The sequence below is a fragment of the Xenorhabdus budapestensis genome (assembly GCF_002632465.1).
GTDB lineage: Bacteria > Pseudomonadota > Gammaproteobacteria > Enterobacterales > Enterobacteriaceae > Xenorhabdus > Xenorhabdus budapestensis.
In genome coordinates, this window is the sequence record NZ_NIBS01000007.1 from 137,167 (window position 1) to 160,040 (window position 22,874).

Below are 22,874 nucleotides of genomic sequence, written 5' to 3' on the forward strand. Positions count from 1 at the left end.
GACGACTTGAAAAACAACGAATATAAATAAAGTAAGGAATAATCTGATAAAAGATTGGCATTAATCAATAAAATAATTTAATTATTTCGCCAAGGATGGCAATAATAATCGATTTATTCTAATTACCACCATCGATTACGTAATTTATTAGCCGATCCCCGCCATACAGCTATATATATTTCCTGTATTCAATATCTTCCTGTAAGATAACCGACGTTGTTTTTTCAAACAGAAAACCATTTTTCATAAACAACAAGCTCACAGAATTTTACAAAATTAGACGGTAGGTCTACTGTTGGGTAATGGGCTTTATCAAAAAGGAGAAATGATGGGGCTGGATTTTAAATCATACCGAATGTTATATCGGGTATTTGTGGTATTATTCGTCGTCATCACCTTAAGTGTTGGTAATATATTATGGAAAGTATTTTCCAATTATCAGAATAATATCAAACCTGATATGGAACTGGTAGGAGTTTTGCCTTCATTGGCAATACTCATGCTCTTATCCGCCATCTTTTTATATCAATACACTAAAACTGTTATTGTTCCAACATATCAATTTAAAAAATCCATTAAAAATAAACAATTTATCCCTTATATACAGCCTATTATTTGTAGCAAAAGTAACACCATCATCGGGTGTGAGATCCTTGTACGCTGGCAACATCCAATACAAGGGTTATTGACGCCAAAAGATTTTATCGCGCAAATTGAGAAATCAGATCTGATTGTTCCTTTAACACGTAACTTAATCACGCAAGTACGGGATTTCTTCACTCCGCTTACCCATCAGCTACCTAAGAACTTTCATTTTAGCTTCAATATCAGCGCAAGACATTATAAAGAAGCCAGTTTATTAGGTGATTGTCGTGATTTTCTGCGGGCATTCCCTGAGGATTCTGTCCGGTTGATATTAGAAATTACAGAAAGAGAATTACTGGAGCCAGATGAGTACTCAATTAAACTATTTAATAAATTAAATGAATTAGGTGTATTAATCGCTTTAGATGATTTCGGCACAGGTTATTCAAACCACACATATTTACAAAAATTTAATGTTAATATGGTGAAAATAGGTCATAACTTTGTCAGTAAAATGAATACAGATATGATTTCTAAGCATATTGTTGAAAATATCATTGACTTAGCATTGCGACTAAATTTAGAAATTGTGGCAGAAGGCATTGAAAACCAAAAACAGGTGAATCAACTAAGAAGCTATTCCGTAAATTATTTGCAGGGGTATTACTTTGATTGTCCTGTGTCGCTGGAAGAATTTGTTAATAAATGGTTGAAGTAAATAATACAACTATTCTTAAGTCTTAAGTATTTTTAAGCACCTCGGCAATTGTCATTAGTTCTTGCACACGCTCTTTAGTTAACTCATGGAGTGAAGATAGCTCACCAATCACTTCCATTAACATTAAAAACTGTTGCAGGGAAATGTTACCTGTACGCTCAAATTTCCTGATTGTGCTATATGGCACACCAGAACGTTTGGATAACATTTCAACGGTGATTTTTTGTTGTTTACGCTGCTGCTTGATAAAATCTTTTAATTCATACTGCCCATAAAAAGCTGTGTAGAATGAAAGCAGGATAACCTCTTTTGTCACTATAATAGCAACTATATGGAAAATATAGTACTAAATTGTCATAATAGTCACACATTAATCCAAACCGGATTTTTTATCACACCTTTCTTGCTATTACCCTTTTTCCATGCTCATTTATCACAATTGGTAATCTATGTGAAAATATATACCCATCATGTTGAAATTCAATTAAAGATTTCGTTGAAGGCGAGATAAAGAAAGTATCACCATTAAAAAAACATTCTGAATTTTTATTTAAATAACTATTAACAAATGGTTCAATATGACTGATATCCATGAAATAAACTTCGTCTTTTATATAAGAGTGATCAGTTATTATAAATACATCATTTGCAAGATATTTTTTGAAGTGAGTATGTTCTAATATTTCAGCATCACCCCGATTTTCCCAATCATCTATTTTTTTCCAAGAACTCAAATCTATCTTCTTGTGAAAGCCCTATATAACTTAATAATATTAACTCGCCACCAATAGCAGGTTGTAACATTCGATCGGCCTTATCCATAGTATATTTTTTATAGTTTTCCATTCGTCCAACCTTTATTCCATATTGTTTAATATCAATTAACAATACATAAAATTATTCTACCCTTCCACCTCGTTTAAAGGCATTTTTGGCTTTATTTAAACCCATAGAATTAGCACCTCCGGTAAGATCAGGATTTGCGGATTGAACAGGATCATCTTCCCAATTACAAATATCGCAAATAAATATTCACCAAGTGAGTCTAAAACTCTATTTTAGCAACATGGACAAGGGTATTTTGATTCAAAGTTAAAAAATTAACGAACAATCATCCCCAATAAAATTCCTATTACGCTAAAATCTGCATCACTGAATGTGGTATTGGCAATACCAATACTTCCCAGAACAGGCAACAGGAATACGGGCAGGAATGTAATCAATAACCCTTGAGCAAACGCTCCAAGGATAGCCCCGCGTCTTCCTCCCATTGCATTGCCGAAAACACCCGCGGTTGCACCAACAAAAAAATGAGGGACAACACCGGGAATAATCACAGTCATGTTCAGCAAGTAGAGAATAAACATACCAACAACACCGGCAATAAAGCTACTCAGGAAGCCAATCAGGACGGCATTTGGTGCATAGGGAAAGACCACCGGACAATCCAGTGCAGGCTTGGCATTCGGTACTAATTTGTCAGAAATGCCCTTAAATGCAGGCACGATCTCAGCAATCACCATTCTAACGCCTTGCAAAATGATATAAACACCTGCTGCAAATGTGATTGATTGCATCAGTGAATACATAACCCTGTTTTTTCCACCGCTGACTTGTCGGACTAATTCCTGATCAGCAAATAAGCAGGTGATAATAAAAATAATCGCCATAGTTAAAGCGATGGCGACAGAAGTATCGCGCAGAAATAATAAACTTTTGGGCACGTTCATCTCTTCCGTAGAATGTGCTTTATTACCCAATTTACTGCCAACAAACCCCGCCAAGACGTAAGAGAGTGTCGAGAAATGACCAAGTGCCACATCATCAGAGCCTGTCACTTTTTTCATATAAGGATGAGCAATCGCTGGAAAAAATACCATTGAAATACCAACAACAATTGAACCGATCACAACCAGCATCGTGCCATTTATTCCTGCTACAGAAAGAATAACCGCCACCATCATCGACATAAATAAAGTGTGATGTCCGGTCAAGAATATGAATTTCCATGGTGTAAAACGGGCAATTAGAATGTTAATCACCATAGCAAAGAACATAATCATCGCCATCTCTTTGCCAAAGCTTTTCTGCGCTATCGATACGATAGCTTCATTATTTGGTACAACCCCCTGAATACCAAAAGTATCTTGAAAGATAGTGGCAAATCCACCTAATGAAGTAACTATCAGGCCCGCTCCTGCACCTAAGATAACGAATCCGAGTATAGTTTTTACTGTTCCTTTGATGCACTCCGTCACCGGCTGTTTCTGCATTACCAAACCAATTAATGAAATTAGCCCGACTAAAATCGCAGGCTCTGCCAGTACGTCGTTCATCAAAAAGCGGAAGAAATCCATATTTTTCTCCAATTATAATCTGCCGAGTTCTTGCAATACCGCAGATAAACGCACTTTCATTGCAGATTTATCCAACATATTTTCCAATACAATGATTTTTCCAGCTATCTGCTGTTTAATCAGTTGTTCTGCAATATCTTTTGTAGCAATGAAAATATCGCTCTTAATTCCTTTTGCTGAACCTAAATCTGTATGTTCAACACTGGCTTCAACGCCTAATTCCTGCAAAATATTTTTAATACTTATCTCCATTATCAGGCTGGTCCCTAAACCATGACCACAAACAACTGTAATTTTCATCTTATTTTCCTGTTAAATAAAAATATTAGTTAATATCCTTGAACAATAGAAAAAATCTCGTCTTGGTTTTTAGCCTGCATTAATTGATTGATTTTTGGCTGATCATCAAATAATCCTGCAAGTTCAGCGATCACTTCTATATGGCTATCACTGCTTGTTGTAGCAAATACGAACAGTAACTTGACCGGATCATTTTCCACAGAGCCAAACATGACCCCCTGTTTTATAAATGTCAGGCTCAGGGCAAGACGATTAGCTCCTTGCTCCGGTCTCGCATGAGGGATCGCGAGACCTGAACCAATCACGTAGTAAGGGCCGAATGTTTCATGGGAATGATAAATAGCCTCGACATAACTCGGTTGGATCGCACCATTATTAATAAGCGGCTGACAGGCGACTTCAATGGCCTCTTTCCAATCTTTAACTCCAGGAATCCATTGAATAACATTACGATTCAGTAGGGTTTTTAACATTGAATTCTCCTGATTTAACGTGTTTCCACCAACAATACATCTATAAAATGCTTTCAAAAGTTCGTCACTGAGTAAAAGCATAGTCACTGCAAATCAAACATACCGATGGAAAAAGAGAAAAAGCACAATAATACGGGGTAAGTCACATTACAGACTGAGATGAAGAGATACACATTTATATAAAATTATGCGCATAAAAAAATCCCTGGATTGTTAAATCCAGGGATTGGCAGTTTCTGTTAACAGGCCATATTGGTTAACGAACCAAATGCAAAAAGTGAATGTGCTTTTCATATTGATCCAAAATATCGTGGATAATCTGTTCCTGAGTCCATCCCATCAGATCGTAATCCTGTCCACCCTCTTTAAGATAAACTTCAGCACGATAATATTTTTGTTCCTCACTTCTTTCATCATCTTCCAGACCTACAATAGCAAATGCTGGTTGAATATAACCTCGCAGACGAACTTCATAGACAAAGTTAAGATTTTCGCCAAAATCCACTTCCAGATGAATTCGGTCGTCCATCTCATCATTGATGACAACAACTTTATTCTGCTTTGCCAATTCTCCAGCCACCATACTCATTGCCTGCTGGATAACCTCGCTCATAAAGCGTTTTACCTGCGAACTTTTAGGGTAATAAACGATATTTCTTAATCTCCGCTGCCACGGGATCGGGTTACGGCTGGCCGGAGGCGCTATTGTGGTCATCTGCTGACTGTCTTTCTTATAAGCGTCAATCCGTAATGCCTTAAGCAAACCATATATCGATATCAACAAAATTATCGAGAAAGGAAGCGCACTGGCGATCGTTACTGTTTGCAAAGCAGATAAGCCTCCTGCAATCAATAAAGCAATGGCAACCGCTCCCATCAAACCTGCCCAGAAGATCCGCTGCCAGATAGGTGTATGATGAGCGCCACCAGAAGCCAGTGTATCAACCACCATGGCACCAGAATCAGCAGAAGTGACAAAGAACATCACGACCATGATCATTGCAATGAACGACAAAACGGCAGGCAGTGGAAAATGTTCCAGAAAATTAAACAGTGCCAGAGAAACATCTGTCTGTACGATGTTGGCTAATTCTTTATCTCCCTGATTGGCAATCATGTTAATCGCACTATTACCAAATGCCGTCATCCACATCAGAGTAAAACCACTGGGTACGAACAAAACACCAGTTACAAATTCCCTGATTGTCCGGCCCCGGGAAACTCTGGCAATAAACATACCAACGAATGGAGACCAGGATAACCACCATCCCCAATACAGTAATGTCCATCCCCCTAACCAATTACTAGATTTAGGTTCATAGGCATACAGGTTAAATGTTTTGCTGACTATTTCCGAAAGATAGCCACCTGTATTTTCCACGAATGACTTCAATAGCAACACCGTTGGCCCCAAAGCAACAACCAGAATCAACAATAAAAATGCCAGCCCTAAATTCAATTCAGATAGAACGCGGATACCTTTATCTAAACCAGAAATAACCGAAATGGTTGCCAGAGCGGTGATTGCAATGATCAATACAACCTGCACCGTCCCATTGATAGGCAAATCGAATAGATGGTTAAGACCAGCATTCACTTGAAGAACGCCGTAGCCCAAAGATGTGGCTACGCCAAATACTGTACCAATAACCGCAAAGATATCGACTGCGTGACCAATCGGCCCATGAATTTTATCACCAATAATCGGGTACAGCGCAGAGCGCAGTGTTAAAGGCAAACCATGCCGATAGCTAAAAAATGCCAGAATCAAAGCCACAATGGCATAAATTGCCCAGGCGTGAAGCCCCCAATGAAAGAAAGTTAACTTCATAGCCTGTTTAGCCGCAGCAATGCTTTCAGGTGTGCCCACCGGTGGTGACAGATAGTGCATGACAGGCTCAGCTACACCAAAGAACATCAATCCAATACCCATCCCCGCAGAAAAAAGCATAGCAAACCAGGAAAAATAACTGAAATCAGGTTCAGCATGGTCAGGGCCAAGCTTTATATTGCCGTATCTGGATAAACCCAGATAGGTAACTGAAAGTAAAATCAACGCAACGGCGAGGATATAAAACCAACTAGCATTAACAAACAAATCTTGCTGCAAAGATTTAAACCATCTATCGGCAAGCTCCGGTTTCAAACCAGCAAATGCGACCAGTGCAATGATCAAAAATGCCGAGAAGAAAAAGACTGGTGGATTAATGTAAGTTTTCGTCTTTACCTGTCCAGTATTATCTTGACTCATACTCATCCTTCAAAATTAGTGTCCGACACTCTCTCCTATATCATTCCAAAATAATATTTTGCCGAATTTTCAATAAAATAAATATAACCCCAATTAAGGGTTACCCATCCCGCAGATATTTTGTGTTCATAACTTACTCAGTCTACGTTCATGATCACCTTAACATAAAAATCAGAGCAACTGTACTCATAGAGAGGTATACAATCAGTATTATTAACAAATAAGAAACATCAATTGTTAATAAATTAACAATAAAAAACATTAACCTCATTTTCCCGTGTAATTTATTAATAGCATATGACCAATAGTACAATCATCTCTCACTCAGGTTAATAACTGACGCAAGGAAGTTAACACTATGTTAAATAAATTAAATAAGTTAGATGGATTAACAGGTAAACGAGTTGTGGTAACAGGCGGAGGCCGTGATTTTGGGCAGGCTATTTCTGTCTGGTTAGCACGGGAAGGTGCGCATGTTGGCCTCTGTGCTCGTCAATTGGAAAGTGCTGAAGCGACTCGAGAAATTATTCAGGGTGAAGGTGGGATTGCAAGGAGTTATCAATGTGATATCAGTGACGCACAATCAGTTCGCAACTTTGCCAATCAATTACTACAAGACAGTAAACCTATCGATATTCTAATACTGAGTGCAGCCCAATGGCTGGAAGGCAATCTGAGTGATGATGACAGTGATGAAGATATTATCAGCACGATGAATTCCGGTGCGACGGGTTCCATGCTATTGACCAAAATGTTATTACCAAGCCTGCGTAAGTCTCAAGGAGCCGATATTATTGCGATGGTGTCAGTCTGCGGCATTCCAAACTTTATCCGCTCTGTCGCTCATCCGGTATTTTTTGCTGCCAAACATGCGATGAGTGGCTTTTGCCAGACTATTTCCCATCAATTGAGCAAAGACAATATTCGCGTAACCGGAATCTATCCCCCTGATTTTGAAGTTAATGGTTTTGATGAAGATCTAGATGATCACAAAACAATGGGTAAACAAGTACTGAACGGGCGCTCAGTCTGGGAATCCATACGATTTGTTCTGACTCAACCTCGCAGTTGCCATATTAGTGCAATTTATTTTCAGGGCCCAACTTTTGAGGATATGAAACAGCTATAGTCACTCTGAATAGCCTATGGCTCTATAATTAGCAAAATCATTGCAACCATCACCAGAAATAATGGAGGGAATACAACGAATGACCAATCAAATCAATGCAATTGCAAATTCACCAGAGGTTCAACAACTGGAAAGGAAGGCTTGTGATGCGATTCACTATATAAATTCCAACTCTGAGGCTTTTAAAAAGGCTTTGTCGCATACCCAAGCAAAACATGCAGATATCATTAAAGCACTGGAAGATAAATAATGGATATTCGATTTCTTTCGACAGAGGAAGTTATTGAAATCCAGAGATCAACCCTTCCCAATAGTGGCGAACCTGATGTGAACAAACTTGAAGGGGCTTTTTGAGGATTTTATCTAATTACCGGAATGATCTTCTGGAGGATACTATCACTGGCTATAGTCCATAATTTTGAACAAGTTAATTGCAAGCCAATAAACTCAAAAAGCCCCGTCAATCACGATCGGGGCTTTTATAATGTTGGTTTATATTATCCTTACATAACACTTTTCGCCTGTTGGACAATATCAATCAATGGCTGTGGCCAAACACCGAGGAGCAATACCAGTAACGCGGTGAGCAGCACAACAATACCGCCGGAGGTTAACGCCCAGTTTCTTGGCGTATCGCGGTTCAGTGTTTTCGGTGCTGGCAGGTATAAACTCACCATCACACGCAGGTAGTAATAAAGGCCAATCGCACTTCCCACTACCACTGCTCCGGTCAGCCACCACAATCTGGCCTCAACACCTGTTGCAATAACATAGAATTTACCGATGAAACCGAATGTCAACGGTATTCCCGCCAGTGACAACATCATGATCGTCATAACAGCCGACAGAATTGGTTTATGCCAGAACAAGCCACGATAGGAGAATAGTGATTCAGCATCAGGGCCTCTGTACGGGCTGGACATCAGGCTGACTACACCAAATGCACCAATACTGGCAAGCAGATAGCCCGCCAGATAAAGACCCGCGGTCTCTTCTGCCAGGGTATGGTCTTTAATGGCGATTAATACCACCAGCAAATAACCCAGATGTGCAATAGATGAATAACCGAGCAGTCGTTTGATATTGCTCTGCGTCAATGCCAACAAGTTACCAAACAGGATAGAGGCGATTGCAATCACAGTTAACACAGTGCGCAGAGTCTCGCTGTCGGTCACTGGTGCTTCAATAAACAGACGCATTACCACGGCAAAGATAGCGACTTTACTTGCCGTTGCCAGAAAGGTCGATACTGGTGCCGGCGCGCCCTGATAAACATCAGGTGTCCAAAGCTGGAAAGGAACGAGGGAAAGCTTGAAACCCAGCCCCACAATCATCATCCCCAATCCAGCCAGAACCAGTGGTTCATGAAGTTTACTGTCACTCAGGCTTCTGCCCAGTGATGCAAAGGACAGATCACCTGATTCAGCATACAGCAGTGCAATACCGAATAACAGGAACGAGGATGCCGCCGCAGACAGCAGCATATATTTGATACTCGCTTCCAGTGAACGGTTTTGGCGGAATGCGTAACCGATCAAGCCAAACAGTGGCAGAGTAATCAGCTCAATACCGATAAACAGCGATGCCATGTGGTTAGCAGAAGAAAGCAAAACTCCTCCGACAGCCGCAATCAACACCAGCAGATAAAACTCTTCTTTGTTATCGGGATAATTTTCCAACCATGAGTAGGCGAATGTCGTCGTTGCGAGGCTCGCAATCAGCACCAGTGCAGTATAGAACATTGCAAAACGATCCACATGGATCAGTGGCGTGACATCCATCGGCTCCTGCAATCCAACAAAATAGAGAGAAAGCAGGGCTAGGTTTAAACCAATTACCGTCAAGGTAACATTGGTGAAATGATCGCGTCGCCATGCAATGGACAGCATCACAACCACCACCGTCAATCCGACGATCAATAGCGGCAACAGTGCGATCAATTGTTCAGAAGTTATTGTCATGGCGAATTACGGCCCTGTAGTTAAAAGTGAAGCTGAATACCAATTCTGGATGTTGCTCATCGCCGCAGCCGAGGTATCAAGGATTGGTTGCGGGTAAACACCAAGAATAACTAGCAAGACAACCAGCAGCAGCAAAATAGAAATCTCGCGCGCATCCATCCGTGGTAATGGTTCATCTGATTTCGGCGTTCCGTAATAAGCCTTCTGCATCAGGTATAAGGCGTACACGGAAGCAAAAACTAAACCAAACACGGATACGGTAGTAACTAAAGTGAATTTACTGAAGCTGCCGAACAGGATCATGAATTCACCAACAAAGTTACCGGTTCCCGGCATACCCAATGTCGCCACAGCGAAGAACAGAGATATCGCTGGCAACAATTGAATTCTTCCCCACAGACCACCCATCTGACGCATATCACGGGTATGCAGACGCTCATATATCTGCCCACACAGGATGAATAGCCCCGCAGCGGACAAACCATGTGCAATCATCTGGATCACTGCCCCCTGATAAGCTAATTGGCTGCCAGTATAAATAGCAATCAGGACAAAACCCATGTGTGAAACACTGGTATAGGCAATCAGACGTTTAATATCGGTCTGGCTGAAAGCCATCCATGCTCCGTAGAATATGCCGAAAACACCCAGCCACATCGCAATCGGTGCAAATTCCGCAGAGGCTTGTGGAAACAATGGCAGACTGAAACGCAGCAGACCATATGCCGCCGTTTTCAGCAAGATCCCCGCGAGGTCAACAGAACCCGCAGTCGGAGCCTGACTATGAGCATCCGGTAACCACCCGTGCAAAGGCACAACCGGCATTTTCACGGCAAATGCGATGAAGAATCCCAACATCAACAGATATTGGACGGTATGCGACATCGGGGTATCCAGCAATTTTTCATAGTTGAATGACCATTCTCCGGTTGCATCGTGGTAGATGAAAGCCAATGCCAAAATCGAAATCAACATCACCAGACCACTGGCCTGAGTATAAATGAAGAATTTCGTCGCGGCCGTAATACGGGTTTTGCCTTGTGAACCTCTGTGCCCCCATAGTGCGATCAGGAAGTACATCGGCACCAGCATCACTTCCCAGAAGAAGAAGAACAGGAACAGGTCAATGGCAAGGAATACTCCCATCACACCGCCGAGGATCCACAATAGGTTAAGATGGAAGAAACCCTGATACGGTTGATTTTCATTCCACGAACAGAGGATTGCCATTAAACCCAACAATGCAGTTAAGACCACCATCAACAATGACAGGCCATCCAGAGCCAAATGAATGGAAATGCCAAAACGTGGTATCCACGGCAACAGGAACTCTGATTGCCACTGTGGAATGCCTTGTGGGTTAGTCAGCGTATAGCCTCCCTGCAACCAGAGGTACAGAGAAAGCAGCAGAGTCAATCCCATCGCCAGAAGCGCTATCCAACGCGGCATACGGGTGCCGAAGCGCTCTGCCTGCCAACATAGCAGGCCTCCAATGAAGGGCAGAAGAATTAGCCAAGGTAATAGCATGGCGCAATGTGTCCCTTAATTAAATCAAAAGCAGCAGAGCTAAAACCAGCACTGCACCCAACCCCATAGAGGTAACGTACCAACGGATTTGTCCGTTCTCACTTAAACCAAGCCCTTTATTGCCCCAACGTGACAATACGGCAGGGATATTCATCAATGAATTCAAAGGATCATTCCGCAGCAGTTGTGTAATACCTTTGAATGGTTTTACAAATACCCAGTCATACAGAGCATCAAATCCCCAGGCATGGAACCACCATGTGGAGAAAAAACGCCCCAGAGCACTGTTTGCTGTCGCATTAACCAAACTACGTTTGCCAAGATACAAGGCTGCGGCCAGCAAAATGCCAAGCACGGCAACCACACCGGAAACAATTTCTAGTGTCATTTTGCCATCATGTCCTGCGATACTGTTTTCCGACGGCAGAACACCCGCTAAAGGAGGCACAATCTGCGCACCCACAAAAGTAGACAGCACTAACAGCACTGACAGTGGCAAGGTATGAGTAATTCCTTTAACTGCATGTGCCTTGGTATTTTCTTTCCCATGGAACACGATAAAGATCATGCGGAAGGTATACAGTGAGGTCATTAGTGCACCAATCAGCCCAGCAAGCATCAGATTCATGTGACCATTTGCCAGTGCACCCCACAGAATTTCATCTTTACTGTAGAAACCTGCTGTCAGCAAAGGCAGAGCAGATAACGCCGAGCCCCCCACCAGGAAGCAGAGATACACAAATGGAATACGTTTACTCAATCCCCCCATTTTGAAGATGTTCTGCTCATGGTGACAAGCCAGAATCACCGAACCAGAGGCAAGGAACAACAGTGCCTTGAAGAACGCATGGGTCATCAAATGGAAGATAGCCGCATCCCATGCCTGTACGCCCAATGCCAAAAACATATAACCAATCTGACTCATAGTGGAATAGGCAAGTACACGTTTGATATCAGTCTGAACCAGTGCTGCAAAGCCAGCCAACAGCAAGGTAACCGCACCAATAATGCCAACCAGATGCAAAATATCAGGTGCCATTAAGAACAGAACATGGCTGCGCGCAATCAGATAGACACCTGCGGTAACCATGGTAGCCGCATGGATCAAAGCAGAAACCGGTGTTGGGCCTGCCATCGCATCTGCCAACCATGTTTGCAATGGTAACTGAGCCGATTTACCTACAGCACCGCCCAAAATCATCAAGGTTGCCCATGTGATTGCAGTAGAGCCAGCTGCGATATGTTGTGGTGCCAGTACTGCCAGTTCGCGGAAACTCAACGTACCGAGCTGGTCGTAGAGGATAAACATTCCAATAGCGAGGAAGACGTCACCCACTCGTGTCACGATAAAAGCTTTCATCGCCGCAGCGCCATTGGCAGGTGTTTTATAGTAAAAACCGATCAACAGGTAACTACACAGCCCCACCCCTTCCCAACCGAGGTACATTAGCAGCATGTTATCCGCCAGAACCAAGACCACCATGCTGGCGATAAACAGGTTGGTATAGGCGAAGAAACGAGAGTAACCTTCTTCACCACGCATATACCATGAAGCATAAATGTGGATCAGGAAACCGACACCGGTTACTACACTCAACATGGTTAATGACAGCCCATCCAATACCAGATTGACTGGAATGCTGAAACTATCTACGCTCATCCAGTTCCACAATGTCTGGCTGTAAACAAACCCACCTGTTTCATTTTGAACCATGCTGTTTTGGGAAAGAAAGTCCATCCCGACCCAAAGTGTGACCAGTGCTGCCAGCCCGACAGAACCTATTCCAATGGTTGCTGATAGATTTTCAGACCAGCGGCCACGGGAGAATGCCAACAGCAAAAATCCCAACAGTGGCAATAGAATTGTTAAATAGAGTAAGTTCATCCGCGCATCTCACTGACTATATCAATATTCAGGTTCTGGCGACGACGGTACAACTGTAGTAACAGTGCCAGACCGATACTCGCCTCGGCTGCTGCCAAAGTAATGGCCAGAATGTACATCACCTGACCATCAGGCTGGAGCCAATAGCTACCAGCAACGACAAACGCCAGCGCTGAAGCATTGATCATGATTTCCAGACCTATCAGCATAAATAACAGATTGCGGCGGATAATCAGGCAAGTGAAGCCCAATACAAATAGAATAGCCGCCAGAATCAGACCATGTTCCAAAGGTATCATTGTTGGTCCTCCACACGATTGCTGAGCATTTCACCCTGGCGGCTTTCACGACCAACGTGGTAAGCCACTACAAGTCCGGCCAGTAATAGCAGGGATGCCAGTTCTACTGCCAGTACATAAGGCCCGAATAAGCTGATGCCCACTTCTTTGGCACTGACTACTTCACCACTAATTTCAGCCTCCGGCAGACTCTGGATGGCAAAGATCAAGACAATCAGTAATATGGTTGAAAGAATAGACGGGCCAATCCAGACTCTCGGTTTCAACCATCCCCTTTCTTGTTCAATAACAGATTTACCAAGGTTCAGCATCATCACGACAAAGACGAACAACACCATGATCGCCCCGGCATAAACGATGATTTCCAATGCACCGGCAAAGTAAGCACCCAGTGAAAAGAACACGACTGAAAGTGCCAGCAGGGAGATAACCAGGTACAGCAACGCATGTACTGGATTGGTATGCGTTATTACCCTGAGTGTTGCGAGGATGGCAACCAACCCTGCGATATAAAATGTGAATTCCATGAATATCGCTCCTTATGGCAACAGACTTTTAACGTCGATAGGTTTGGCTTCATTGTCGGCTTCACCTTTATCTTTGCCATCAATCGCCATACCTGTCTTACGGTAAAAGTTATAATCAGGGTATTTACCCGGCCCGGAAATCATCAGGTCTTCTTTCTCATACACCAGATCCTGACGTTTAAATTCACCCAACTCAAAATCCGGCGTCAATTGGATAGCGGTAGTCGGGCAGGCTTCTTCACACAATCCGCAGAAGATACAACGCGAGAAATTGACGCGGAAAAACTCAGGATACCAGCGGCCATCTTTATGTTCGGCTTTTTGCAGGGAGATACATCCCACCGGACACACTGCCGCACACAGGTTACAGGCGACACAACGCTCTTCACCGTCAGGATCACGCGTCAGAACGATGCGCCCACGGTAACGGGGTGGCACATAAACCGGTTCTTCGGGATACATTTTTGTTTCGCGTTTATGGAAGGCATGAAGCCCTATCATCCAAATACTGCGTACCTGGGTGGCAAAACCAACCAATAACTCTTTTAATGTCATGGTTCAATCACCCCTTTATTGAGCGTTGTATAAAATCACTGCGGCAGTCGCCAGCAGGTTGAGTAAAGTTAACGGCAAACAGATTTTCCAGCCGAATGACATCACCTGGTCATAACGCGGGCGCGGTAACGAAGCACGGATCAAGATGAACATCATCATGAAGAATGCTGTTTTCAGCGCAAACCAGACGAATGGAGGCAGAAAAGGCCCATGCCAGCCACCAAAGAACATTGTGACGATTAAAGCGGATACCGTCACGATACCGATATATTCCCCGACAAAGAACATACCGAACTTCATGCCGGAATATTCGATATGATAACCATCCGCCAGCTCTTGCTCTGCTTCCGGTTGGTCAAAGGGATGACGGTGACACACCGCAACACCAGCGATAGCAAAGGTCAAGAAACCAAAGAACTGGGGAATGATATTCCACAAATGTTGCTGTGAATTAACGATGTCCACCATGTTGAAAGAGCCAGCCTGGGCCACTACTCCCATCATGGACAGCCCGATGAACACTTCATAGCTCAGTGTCTGTGCTGATGCACGCATGGCTCCCAACAAGGAATATTTGTTATTACTTGACCAGCCAGCAAATAACACGGCGTAAACAGCCAGACCTGCCATCATCATGAAAAACAGGATACCGATGTTCAGATCTGCTGCCATCCACGTCGGACTTACCGGTACAATGGCAAAGGCCAGTAACAGGGAACAGAACCCGATGACAGGCGCCAAAGTAAAGATCATCCGATCAGAGAAACGTGGTGCCCAGTCCTCTTTGAAAAACATTTTTATCATGTCAGCAACAAGCTGCAATGACCCGCCCCACCCTACACGGTTTGGTCCGTAGCGGTTCTGAAACAACCCAAGCAAACGACGTTCAGCAAAACTCATAAACGCCCCGCAGCCAACTACGACCAGCAAAATGACAACCGCTTTCAGGACAGAAATCAAAATCTCAATTAATTCGGGAGTAATCCAATTCATTATGCGACCTCCCGTAAGTTATTAACTGATTTACCTGCCAGAACGGGTGGAATGCCCGGCATTCCCAACGGCAGGCCAATCTGACCCTGAGCAAGATTGCCGCTTAAACGTACAGCTAAACATAATTGCTGCCCCGCACAATCAAATGCCATCATGGAACCTTCCTTCACATTCAGCTTTTCAGCATCCTGACGATTTATCATCACATATGGCTCAGGCATACGTTCCTGAATGACATCTGCCCGCTGAGACAATTCCTCACTACCGAACAGATGGAAATAAGGTGCGATGTACCATTCATTCTTCTGCGCAGTAAAAGCGGCCGGAATACTATCGAAGTAGTTCAATCCTCCATCAACCGTCTCAATCAGGCGTACTCCAGGATCACCGAAACGCAGTTTACCGCCCACTTCTGCCTGGAATTTATTCCATGCCTGTGGTGAGTTCCAACCCGGAGCCCATGCAAATGGAATTTGCTGACGTTCAGCAAATGGGTTGTTGTTACCTTCCATTGAGAAAGCAAATGCGGTGTCGATATCCTGTGGCTGACGCTGTTCATGAACACTGATATTGGCGAGCATCGCAGTACGACCACTGTAGCGATGAGGTGAACGAGCCAGTTTCTGACCACGGATACGGAATGTGGCATCCGGTGCTGCATTAACGATGCCTTTGAATTGCGGCATCTCTTTGACACACGCTTCAATTACATGGTCAAGCTGAGTCCAGTCCGTCTGGCGTTGTGTATAGGTAGTATACAAAGAGTGCATCCAGCGCCAACTTTCCAGCATGACAACAGATTTGTCATAGAATGCAGGCTCATACACCTGGAAGTAACGCTGAGCACGACCTTCCTGATTAACCAGAGTGCCGTCGCTTTCAGCGAAACTGGAAGCTGACAGGATCAAGTGTGCCTTATCCATAATAGCAGTGCGTTGATGATCAACAACAATCAGGTTTTTCAGACTATCCAGAGCATTATCAATTTTATCGGCCGGAGCATGGCGGTAGAGATCATTTTCCATCACAATAGCAGTATCTGAATCTCCTTTGGCAATGCGCTGCAAGGCTACATCCAGCGATTGTGCTTCCATCATCGCCAGACCAAGACTATTCGCATACGCTGCAACGTAGGAAAGACCGACATTAGCGCCATTATCTTTCAGCGCCCAGGCAATATTAGCGGCTGCCTGAATCAGGATATCACTGCCTGCATTGCTGCCACTGATAATCAATGGTTTTTTCGCTTCACGCAGGGCTTGAGCAACGAGTTCTACTTTCGCTTTTAGCTCATCCGACAAGTCGTTGACGGCAGGAGCTATCTTGTTCAGGGCATGTGCCACAGCAAAACCGAAGCGGGCTTGATCATCAACCGGCGCATGGTAATTCCATGCCGCGACGTCATCCAGCCGGGTATTATCGACGCTGGTTAAGAACAGAGGATATTTGGCATGTTGGCCGATATTCATTACAGCCGCAATTTGCCAGTCTGCCACTTTCTGAGCTGCTGCCATCTCACGTGCTTTGCCCTTGACTGCCTGACGTACTGACAATGCCATACGGGCTGCTGTTTGGGTCAGATCTTCACCCAGAACTAACACTGCGTCATAATCTTCAATTTCACGCAGAGATGGAGTATAAACACCACCTTGTTGCAGAATTTCCAGCATCATATCAAGACGATGTTGCTCTTCCGCTGAAATGCCACTGTAAAAATTCTCTGCACCAACCAATTCACGCAGTGCAAAATTACTTTCGATACTGGCACGTGGTGAACCGATACCAATAGCGTTTTTCGCCTGACGCAGAATATCCGCCCCACCCTGCATAACTTGCTCAGCATTTAGCGAGATCCATTGATCGCCGCGAAGCTGTTGTGGTTGGCGAGGACGATCTTTACGGTTGACATACCCGTAACCAAAACGACCGCGGTCACACATGAAATAGTGGTTAACCGTACCGTTATAACGGTTCTCGATCCGGCGCAATTCTCCGTAACGTTCCCCTGGACTGGTGTTACAACCAATACTGCACTGTTGACAAATACTTGGAGCAAACTGCATGTCCCATTTACGGTTATAACGCTCTGAGTGAGTTTTATCAGTGAAGACACCTGTCGGACAGATTTCAACCAGATTACCGGAAAATTCACTTTCCAGTGTGCCATCTTCGGGGCGACCAAAATAGACGTTGTCATGAGCACCATAAACGCCCAAATCCGTTCCATCCGCATAATCTTTGTAGTAGCGGACACAGCGGTAACAAGCGATACAACGGTTCATTTCATGAGCAATGAATGGCCCCAGTTCCTGATTTCTGTGAGTACGTTTGGTAAAACGATACTTACGGAACGAGTGTCCCGTCATCACTGTCATATCCTGCAAATGGCAGTTTCCGCCTTCTTCACAGACAGGACAGTCATGGGGATGATTAGTCATCAACCATTCCACGACACTTGCGCGGAACTGTTTTGCTTCTTCATCATCAATGGAGATATATGTGCCATCTGAAGCCGGTGTCATACAAGACATTACCAGACGACCACGTGTATCTTCTGCGTTTTGATATTGCTTAACCGCACACTGGCGGCAAGCGCCAACGCTTCCCAGCGCTGGATGCCAGCAAAAATAAGGTATATCAAGCCCCAATGAAAGGCAGGCTTGTAACAGGTTATCAGCCCCGTTTACATCATAATCTTTGCCGTCTACATGTATCGTAGCCATAGTCAGCATGCTTCCCAATGGCCTGCCGTGGCAGGCGTTAATCAAAAATTCTGCTTTAACAAACCGTTCTTGCGCGACACTCTTACAGGTTATTCCTGTAAACCCGTCTTACCAACGCTGCTTGAGCAGGTTCGGCTGAATGCCCGCAATCAGGCTGGTATTTCCGTAATCTTTGGTGACAATTCCTGCTTCAAATTCTTCGCGGAAATATTTGATCGCACTCTGCAAAGGTTCTACGGCACCGGGTGCATGAGCACAGAAAGTTTTGCCGGGGCCGAGGAAACGGCAGAGTTGTTCCAAAGTTTCGATATCACCAGGCTGACCTTTCCCCTCTTCGATGGCGCGGAGGATTTTTACACTCCAAGGCAGACCATCACGGCATGGTGTACACCAGCCACAGGATTCACGGGAGAAGAACTCTTCAAGGTTACGGGTCAGGGAAACTATGTTGATCTCATGATCAACTGCCATTGCAAGAGCTGTTCCCAAACGGCTGCCAGCTTTGGCGATATTTTCGAAATCCATCGGCAAATCAAGGTGATCTGCTGTCAGAAAATCGGTTCCCGCCCCACCTGGCTGCCAAGCCTTGAATTTCAGCCCATCACGCATACCACCAGCATAATCTTCAAGAATTTCACGGGCCGCGGTGCCAAAAGGCAGCTCCCAAAGGCCCGGATTTTTGACCCGGCCAGAGAACCCCATCAGTTTAGTGCCAGCATCTTTACTTTTGCCTTCACTTAGACCGATGTACCACTCTTTACCATGTTCGAGGATGGCAGGAACGTTACACAGCGTTTCAACGTTATTGACACAGGTCGGTTTTCCCCAAACACCAGAGGTTGCCGGGAATGGAGGTTTGGAACGAGGGTTCGCACGACGCCCTTCAAGGGAGTTAATCAGTGCAGTTTCTTCACCACAGATATAACGTCCCGCGCCGGTATGAACAAATAACTCAAAATCAAAACCGCTGCCCAGAATATTTTTGCCAAGCAACCCCGCCGCTTTCGCTTCTTCAATTGCTTTACGCAGGTGAACCGCAGATTCAACATATTCACCACGCAGGAAAATATAGCCACGGTATGCTTTCAAGGCAAAAGCACTGATCAGCATTCCTTCCACCAGCAAGTGCGGTAGTTGCTCCATCAACAAGCGGTCTTTATAAGTGCCCGGTTCCATTTCGTCAGCATTACACAACAGGTAGCGGATGTTCATGCTTTCATCTTTCGGCATCAGGCTCCACTTCAACCCTGTGGAGAAACCTGCGCCACCGCGCCCCTTCAAACCGGCATCTTTTACTAATGTGGTAACTTCATCAGGCACCATGCCTTTCAGTGCTCTTTCGGCTCCCTTGTAGCCATTCTTGCTAAGGTATTCATCCAGCCAGACAGGTTGTTGGTCATCACGCAACCGCCATGTCAGGGGATGAGTTTCCGCCGTGCGGATAATTTCTTTCACTCCTGAATGCGTTGTCATTGATATTGCTCCAGCAATTTTTCAATTTCTTCGGGTTTCACATAACTGTGGGTATCATCATCAATCATCATGGTTGGCCCTTTATCACAGTTACCCAGACAGCAGGTTGGCAATAATGTGAAACGCCCATCTGTTGTGGTTTGACCTGGACGAATGTTCAGGTGTTTTTCTATTGCTGCCTGAACCCCCTGATAGCCCGTGATGTGACAAACAACACTGTCACAATAACGAATAATGTGACGCCCTACTGGCTGACGGTAAATCTGGCTGTAAAATGTCGCCACACCTTCTACATCACTGGCAGGAATACCTAAAACTTCAGCAATGGCTGAGATCGCACCATCCGGCACCCAACCACGCTGTTTTTGCACAATTTTCAGTGCCTCAATTGACGCTGCACGCGGATCTTCGTAGTGGTGTTTTTCCTGCTCAATGGCATCACGTTCTCCGATACTCAGCACAAACTTATCCGGTGTCTGAGCGTCCGTTACGTTAACCACATCAAGGCGTGCTTGCTTGTTTGCGTTAAATTCACTTTGCATCGTTAGCGATCCACATCAGACATAACAAAATCGATACTACCCAGATAAACGATCAGGTCAGAAACCAGACTGCCGCGGATCACCGATGGGATCTGCTGTAGATGAGCAAAACTCGGTGTGCGGATACGGGTGCGGTAACTCATGGTGTTACCATCACTGGTCAGGTAATAACTGTTGATTCCTTTAGTCGCTTCAATCATCTGGAATGATTCATTGGCAGGCATAACCGGCCCCCATGACACTTGAAGGAAGTGGTTAATCATGGTTTCGATATGTTGCAGGGTACGCTCTCTGGGTGGTGGCGTGGTCAGTGGATGATCAGCCTTGAACGGGCCTTCCGGCATGTGTTTAAGGCACTGTTCAAGGATGCGCATACTCTGACGGATCTCTTCCACTTTCAGCATCACACGGTCATAACAGTCGCCGTTATATCCCGTCGGTACTTCAAAGTCGAAGTTTTCATAACCGGAATAAGGACGCCATTTACGTACATCGAAGCTAATACCTGTTGCGCGCAAACCCGCCCCTGTTACGCCCCAATCCAGTGCCTGTTTAGCATTGTAAGCAGCCACTCCGACAGAACGTGCCTTCAGGACACTATTTTTCAATGCCGCTTTAACATAGGAATTCAAACGTTTCGGTAGCCAGTCCAGCAACTCACGCAGGAGTTTATCCCAGCCTCGCGGCAAGTCATGGGCAACACCACCAATACGGAACCAGGCCGGGTGCATACGGAATCCGGTAATGGCTTCAACAATATCGTAAACTTTCTGGCGGTCAGTAAAGGCGAAGAACACCGGGGTCATTGCACCAACGTCTTGAATAAAGGTACTGATGTAGAGCAAGTGGCTATTGATGCGGAACAGCTCAGACAACATGACGCGGATAGCTTTCACGCGCTCAGGCACCTCAATGCCAGCCAGTTTCTCAACGGCAAGCACATAAGGCATTTCATTGACACATCCCCCCAAATATTCGATCCGGTCGGTATAAGGGATATAACTGTGCCATGACTGACGTTCCCCCATTTTTTCCGCGCCGCGGTGGTGATAACCAATATCAGGAACACAATCAACAATCTCTTCACCATCAAGCTGAAGAACAATGCGGAATGCACCGTGAGCCGAGGGGTGATTTGGCCCAAGGTTAAGGAACATAAAGTCCTCATTTTCAGTGCCGCGTTTCATCCCCCACTCTTCTGGTTTGAAAGTCAGCGCTTCCATTTCCAGATCTTCTTTCTGCTTGGTCAATATGAAAGGATCAAATTCTGTGGCGCGCGCAGAATATTCCTTACGCAGCGGATGACCTTCCCAAGTTGGTGGCATCAGGATACGACGTAAATTCGGATGACCATTAAATGTAATGCCAAACATTTCCCACGTTTCACGTTCATACCAATTGGCATTCGGGAAAATTGATGTGATGGTCGGGATATTCAGGTCTTTTTCATTGAGCGCAACTTTCAGCATGATGTCACGATTACGCTCAATGGAAATCAAGTGATAAAACACCGAAAAGTCCGCCGATGGCAGACTTTGTCGGTGAGAGCGCTGACGCTCATCAACACCATGCAAGTCAAACAGCATGACATAGGGTTTGGGCAACTTCTTCAGGAACGTAATTACTTCCAGCAATTGTTCCCGCTTTACCCAGACAACCGGCATACCGGTTCGGGTAGGCTGGACGGTAAACGCATCAGGGCCAAATTGGCGATTAAGCTCACTTACGACCGGATCATCTGTGTGATCCCTTGTTTCCCAAGCAGGCCGTACGCTTTCTTGCGCTATCTGATCTGTCATCATTCTTCACCACAACGCTTGATCAGGGTTTAATGTGATCGCAACACATTTTTGGGTTACGACATTGCTCTGGTTATTCTTAATGGCTAAAAGCCTTAAATTTCATCTGGGGTACGCAGGTTTGTCACTGCAATACGTTCACCGCGCTTCCGTTCTCTTTCTGATTGCATATTTGCGCGGTAAACCCCCTGATCACCAACAACCCATGACAGTGGGCGACGTTCTTTGCCAATAGATTCCTGCAATAACAACAGTGCCTGCATATAAGCTTCAGGGCGGGGTGGACAGCCCGGAATGTAGACATCAACAGGAATGAACTTATCAACTCCCTGAACGACGGAGTAGATATCATACATACCGCCTGAGTTTGCACAGGCTCCCATCGAAATAATCCACTTTGGTTCCAGCATTTGGTCATATAAACGCTGGATCACAGGAGCCATCTTGACGAAACAAGTGCCTGAGATCACCATGAAATCAGCTTGACGGGGAGATGCCCTCAGTACTTCTGCACCAAAGCGGGCTACGTCATGAACGGCGGTAAAAGACGTCACCATTTCTACATAACAACAAGAAAGACCAAAGTTATAAGGCCATAAGGAATTCTTTCTTCCCCAATTCACCATGTCATGCAGAGCATGTTCTAATTTACCCATATAGACACTACGGTGGACGTGTTGCTCAAGGGGATCGCTGACAAGCTCCTGTTTTTGCAGGGGATAACGGTCATTCTCACCGTTCGGATCTATGCGGGTGAGCGTATAATCCATCTTTATG

General features: G+C 44.6%; 23 protein-coding genes. 3 read left to right on the plus strand and 20 right to left on the minus strand.

Annotation, left to right across the window (positions count from 1 at the left end):
• The first annotated feature begins 295 nt into the window (after nucleotides 1-295).
• On the plus strand, nucleotides 296-1,303 hold the full coding sequence (locus Xbud_RS08930; RefSeq protein WP_244589891.1) for an EAL domain-containing protein: 1,008 nt from the start codon (nucleotides 296-298) through the stop codon (nucleotides 1,301-1,303).
• Nucleotides 1,304-1,325: 22 nt separating this feature from the next.
• On the opposite strand, the gene Xbud_RS08935 is transcribed toward Xbud_RS08930, so the two are convergent.
• The 8 genes from Xbud_RS08935 to Xbud_RS08965 form a co-directional block, all read right to left on the minus strand.
• On the minus strand, nucleotides 1,326-1,619 hold the full coding sequence (locus Xbud_RS08935; RefSeq protein ID WP_244589892.1) for a helix-turn-helix domain-containing protein: 294 nt from the start codon (nucleotides 1,617-1,619) through the stop codon (nucleotides 1,326-1,328).
• 76 nt (nucleotides 1,620-1,695) lie between these two features.
• Complete coding sequence (locus tag Xbud_RS08940) at nucleotides 1,696-2,037, minus strand: hypothetical protein (RefSeq protein ID WP_099135733.1); 342 nt, start codon at nucleotides 2,035-2,037, stop codon at nucleotides 1,696-1,698.
• Entirely contained in the window at nucleotides 2,012-2,149 is a 138-nt protein-coding gene (locus Xbud_RS19805; RefSeq protein ID WP_169923049.1) for a hypothetical protein, read from the minus strand. The genes Xbud_RS08940 and Xbud_RS19805 overlap by 26 nt, the downstream gene beginning before the upstream one ends.
• Nucleotides 2,150-2,200: 51 nt before the next feature.
• Entirely contained in the window at nucleotides 2,201-2,335 is a 135-nt protein-coding gene (locus tag Xbud_RS08945) for a CPCC family cysteine-rich protein (RefSeq protein ID WP_339353683.1), read from the minus strand.
• A 68-nt stretch (nucleotides 2,336-2,403) separates the two neighbouring features.
• A complete protein-coding gene (locus Xbud_RS08950; RefSeq protein WP_099135734.1) occupies nucleotides 2,404-3,660 on the minus strand; it encodes a PTS ascorbate transporter subunit IIC in 1,257 nt (418 codons plus the stop codon).
• Between the two features lie 12 nt (nucleotides 3,661-3,672).
• Complete coding sequence (locus Xbud_RS08955) at nucleotides 3,673-3,960, minus strand: PTS sugar transporter subunit IIB (RefSeq protein ID WP_099135735.1); 288 nt, start codon at nucleotides 3,958-3,960, stop codon at nucleotides 3,673-3,675.
• A 29-nt stretch (nucleotides 3,961-3,989) separates the two neighbouring features.
• Nucleotides 3,990-4,433 (minus strand): PTS sugar transporter subunit IIA, encoded by a 444-nt coding sequence (locus Xbud_RS08960; protein ID WP_099135736.1) that lies wholly within the window; start codon nucleotides 4,431-4,433, stop codon nucleotides 3,990-3,992.
• A gap of 256 nt (nucleotides 4,434-4,689) precedes the next feature.
• Nucleotides 4,690-6,684, minus strand: coding sequence for a BCCT family transporter (locus Xbud_RS08965; protein WP_099135737.1), 1,995 nt, complete (start codon nucleotides 6,682-6,684; stop codon nucleotides 4,690-4,692).
• Between the two features lie 358 nt (nucleotides 6,685-7,042).
• Between Xbud_RS08965 and Xbud_RS08970 the strand changes: the two genes are divergently transcribed.
• Together Xbud_RS08970 and Xbud_RS19810 are read left to right on the plus strand one after the other, a co-directional pair.
• Nucleotides 7,043-7,813, plus strand: coding sequence for an SDR family oxidoreductase (locus Xbud_RS08970; protein WP_099135738.1), 771 nt, complete (start codon nucleotides 7,043-7,045; stop codon nucleotides 7,811-7,813).
• Nucleotides 7,814-7,892: 79 nt separating this feature from the next.
• The gene (locus Xbud_RS19810) at nucleotides 7,893-8,063 is read left to right on the plus strand and encodes a hypothetical protein (protein ID WP_169923050.1); all 171 of its coding nucleotides are present in this window, start codon (nucleotides 7,893-7,895) and stop codon (nucleotides 8,061-8,063) included.
• 253 nt (nucleotides 8,064-8,316) lie between these two features.
• Here the strand turns inward: Xbud_RS19810 and nuoN are convergent, their stop codons facing one another.
• The 12 genes from nuoN to Xbud_RS09035 form a co-directional block, all read right to left on the minus strand.
• The gene (gene nuoN / locus Xbud_RS08980; RefSeq protein WP_099135739.1) at nucleotides 8,317-9,774 is read right to left on the minus strand and encodes an NADH-quinone oxidoreductase subunit NuoN; all 1,458 of its coding nucleotides are present in this window, start codon (nucleotides 9,772-9,774) and stop codon (nucleotides 8,317-8,319) included.
• Nucleotides 9,775-9,780: 6 nt separating this feature from the next.
• A complete protein-coding gene (gene nuoM, locus Xbud_RS08985) occupies nucleotides 9,781-11,301 on the minus strand; it encodes an NADH-quinone oxidoreductase subunit M (protein WP_099135740.1) in 1,521 nt (506 codons plus the stop codon).
• A 19-nt stretch (nucleotides 11,302-11,320) separates the two neighbouring features.
• Entirely contained in the window at nucleotides 11,321-13,186 is a 1,866-nt protein-coding gene (nuoL, locus tag Xbud_RS08990) for an NADH-quinone oxidoreductase subunit L (protein ID WP_099135741.1), read from the minus strand.
• Entirely contained in the window at nucleotides 13,183-13,485 is a 303-nt protein-coding gene (nuoK, locus tag Xbud_RS08995) for an NADH-quinone oxidoreductase subunit NuoK (protein WP_099135742.1), read from the minus strand. Before nuoK ends, nuoL begins: the two co-directional genes overlap by 4 nt.
• Entirely contained in the window at nucleotides 13,482-14,012 is a 531-nt protein-coding gene (gene nuoJ, locus Xbud_RS09000) for an NADH-quinone oxidoreductase subunit J (RefSeq protein WP_099135743.1), read from the minus strand. Before nuoJ ends, nuoK begins: the two co-directional genes overlap by 4 nt.
• Before the next feature lie 12 nt (nucleotides 14,013-14,024).
• Nucleotides 14,025-14,567: an NADH-quinone oxidoreductase subunit NuoI gene (nuoI, locus tag Xbud_RS09005; RefSeq protein WP_047682329.1), complete on the minus strand. Its 543-nt coding sequence runs from the start codon at nucleotides 14,565-14,567 to the stop codon at nucleotides 14,025-14,027.
• 15 nt (nucleotides 14,568-14,582) lie between these two features.
• Nucleotides 14,583-15,560: an NADH-quinone oxidoreductase subunit NuoH gene (nuoH, locus tag Xbud_RS09010; RefSeq protein ID WP_099135744.1), complete on the minus strand. Its 978-nt coding sequence runs from the start codon at nucleotides 15,558-15,560 to the stop codon at nucleotides 14,583-14,585.
• Nucleotides 15,560-18,283: an NADH-quinone oxidoreductase subunit NuoG gene (gene nuoG, locus Xbud_RS09015; protein WP_099135770.1), complete on the minus strand. Its 2,724-nt coding sequence runs from the start codon at nucleotides 18,281-18,283 to the stop codon at nucleotides 15,560-15,562. The genes nuoH and nuoG overlap by 1 nt, the downstream gene beginning before the upstream one ends.
• A gap of 108 nt (nucleotides 18,284-18,391) precedes the next feature.
• Complete coding sequence (gene nuoF, locus Xbud_RS09020) at nucleotides 18,392-19,756, minus strand: NADH-quinone oxidoreductase subunit NuoF (protein ID WP_099135745.1); 1,365 nt, start codon at nucleotides 19,754-19,756, stop codon at nucleotides 18,392-18,394.
• Nucleotides 19,753-20,298: an NADH-quinone oxidoreductase subunit NuoE gene (gene nuoE / locus Xbud_RS09025; RefSeq protein ID WP_099135746.1), complete on the minus strand. Its 546-nt coding sequence runs from the start codon at nucleotides 20,296-20,298 to the stop codon at nucleotides 19,753-19,755. The genes nuoF and nuoE overlap by 4 nt, the downstream gene beginning before the upstream one ends.
• Nucleotides 20,299-20,300: 2 nt before the next feature.
• Nucleotides 20,301-22,100, minus strand: coding sequence for an NADH-quinone oxidoreductase subunit C/D (gene nuoC, locus Xbud_RS09030; RefSeq protein WP_209028477.1), 1,800 nt, complete (start codon nucleotides 22,098-22,100; stop codon nucleotides 20,301-20,303).
• Between the two features lie 92 nt (nucleotides 22,101-22,192).
• Nucleotides 22,193-22,867 carry a NuoB/complex I 20 kDa subunit family protein gene (locus Xbud_RS09035; RefSeq protein ID WP_099135748.1) on the minus strand — a complete coding sequence of 225 codons (675 nt, stop codon included), beginning with the start codon at nucleotides 22,865-22,867 and terminating at the stop codon, nucleotides 22,193-22,195.
• Nucleotides 22,868-22,874 lie beyond the last annotated feature (7 nt).